The following is a 2594-nucleotide window of genomic DNA, read 5'->3' as shown; positions in this document are numbered from 1 at the left end:
ACACCAACAACCAACTCACCGCCCACATCACCACCACCCCCAACACCACCACCACACCCCACGACATCCGCACCTACCTCCGCCAACACCTCCCCGACCACATGATCCCCACCCACATCACCACCCACCACCAACTCCCCCTCACCCCCAACGGCAAAATCGACAAACGCGCACTCTCCCGGTTCGCCGCTCCCCCGACGGAGGAGGGCGGACGGACGGCCAGCACTCCGCTGGAGGAGATCGTCTGCGCCCTCTTCGCGGAGGTGCTGGACCTCGCAGAACCGCCGTCCGCGGACGCCGACTTCTTCACCCTCGGCGGCCACTCCCTGCTCGCCGCCAAGCTCGCCAACCGGCTCTCGTCGGCGCTGGACGCCCCGCTGGGCCTGCCTGACGTCTTCCGCCGGCCCACCCCGGCCCGGCTCGCCGAACAGCTTGCGGAGCTCACCGGCCGGGGCGCCGCACCGGCGCCGCCCGCCGTCCCCGGACCGCGGCCCGAGCGGCTTCCGCTGTCCTTCGCCCAGCAACGGCTCTGGCTGGTGAACGGGCTCGAAGGCGGTGGGACGGCCTACAACGTCCCCCTGTCGGTCCGGCTGGAAGGGCCGCTGGACACGGCCGCGCTACGGGCCGCCGTCCGCGATGTGATGGAGCGTCATGAACCGTTGCGGACCCGGATCACCGTCATGGACGGCGAACCCTGCCAGCTGGTGGACCCGGTGGGAGCGGCACCCTTCGAGGTCCGCGACATCGCCCCGGAGGCGGTGGAGCCGGAACTGACGGCTGCCGCCGGACATGTCTTCGACCTCGCGGCGGAGGCTCCGCTGCGGGTGACCCTGCTGCGCACCGGCCCGGAGTCGGCCGTGCTGCTGGTGCTGCTGCACCACATCGCCACGGACGGGCAGTCGCTGGGCCCGCTGTTCGCGGACCTCTCGGCGGCGTACGCGGCCCGGCTCGCCGGACGGAGCCCCGACCCGGCGCCGATGCCCCTCTCCTACGCCGATCATGCGCTGTGGCAGCGGTCCGCACTGACCGGTCCGGTGCTGGACGAGCAGCTCGCGTACTGGCGGCGGGCGCTCTCAGAGCTGCCGCAGGAGCTGGGCCTGGTGCACGACCGGCCTCGGCCGCCGGCAGCCGGGGGGCGCGGCGGTGCCGTGGCGGTGGACTTCGGCGCGGACCTCGGCCGCCGGATCGCCGGGCTGGCCCGCGCCGAACGGTGCACGCCCTTCATGGTGGTGCAGGCGGCGCTGGCCGCCACCTTGACCCGGCTGGGCGCGGGCACCGACATTCCGCTGGGCTCCCCCGTGGCGGGCCGCGCGCACAACGGACTGGCGGGGCTGGTGGGATTCTTCGTCAATACGCTGGTGCTGCGGACGGACACCTCCGGCGATCCGGAGTTCCGGGCGCTGCTGCGCCGGGTCCGCGATACGGACCTGGATGCCTTCGCCCACCAGGACGCCCCGTTCGACCTCGTCCTGGAGGCCGTCAATCCGCAGCGGTCACTGGCCCGGCATCCACTGTTCCAGGTCTGCCTGGCGGTGGAGAGCGGTCCGGCGCCGGTGCCCGTCTTCCCCGGGGTCCGGAGCGGGCCGGTCGTGCCGGTGGCGACCGGGGCGGTCAAGTTCGACCTGGAGTTCCTGCTGCACACGGGCGGTGCCGACGGCGAGCCGGACGGGCTGGCGGGCACGGTGCTCTACAGCGACGACGTCTTCGAACGGGCCTCCGCGGAGCGGATCGTCGCGATGGTACGGCGGACGCTGGAGCAGGCCGTCGCCGCACCGGAGCTGCAACTGTCCCGGCTGGACCCGATGTCCGCCCGGGACCGGCGGCTCGTGCTGCACGAGTGGACGGGGGTGACGGCTCCGGTCGACGAGCGGACGCTGACCGAGCGGTTCGAGGAGCAGGCCCGGATCCGCCCGGCCGCGGTCGCCGTGGTCTTCGGCGAGGACCACCTCACCTACGGCCACCTGAACACCGAAGCCAACCAACTCGCCCACCACCTGCGCGCCACCACCGGACTGGGCCGCGGCGACCTCGCAGGCATCCTCATCAACCGCTCACTCCCCCTGGCCACCGGCATCCTCGCCGTACTCAAAACCGGCGCCGCCTACACCCTCCTGGACCCCGACTACCCCGACCTAAGGCTCACCAGCACCGCAACCGACGCCGGAATCACGACCCTTCTGACCGCCGGGGAACAGCGCGGCAGACTCACCGGGCCGTGGCCCGAGGTCCCCTTCGACCGCCTACAGCTGCCGGAACTGCCCGACGGCACGCCGGACATCGCCACCAGCCCCGACGACTCTGCCTGTGTGATGTTCACATCGGGATCGACCGGACGCCCCAAGGGGATCCTCTCCTCGCACCGGAACCTGACCTCCACCCTCACCGGCCAGACCTACTGCACCTTCGGCCCCAGCGAAACCTTCCTCCAATGCTCACCCGTCTCCTGGGACGCCTTCAGCCTCGAATTCTGGGGCGCCCTCCTCCACGGCGGCACCACCATCCTCCAACCCGGACAACGCCCCGAACCCGCCCTCATCGCCCACCTCACCCCCCACCACCACATCACCATGCTCCAACTCTCCTCCAGCCTCTTC

1 protein-coding gene is annotated in these 2594 nt (G+C 71.9%); it reads left to right on the top strand.

Features of this window, described 5'->3' with window-relative positions; all coding sequences use genetic code 11:
- On the top strand, window positions 1-2594 hold a 2594-nt coding region (locus tag ACFXJL_RS34745), incomplete at both ends, for a condensation domain-containing protein (RefSeq protein WP_384699481.1).

This window comes from Streptomyces sp. NPDC059256 (assembly GCF_042753785.1).
Taxonomy (GTDB): Bacteria; Actinomycetota; Actinomycetes; order Streptomycetales; family Streptomycetaceae; genus Streptomyces.
Note: the sequence above shows the minus strand (reverse complement) of the source record. Positions and strands in the feature narration are given on the sequence as shown.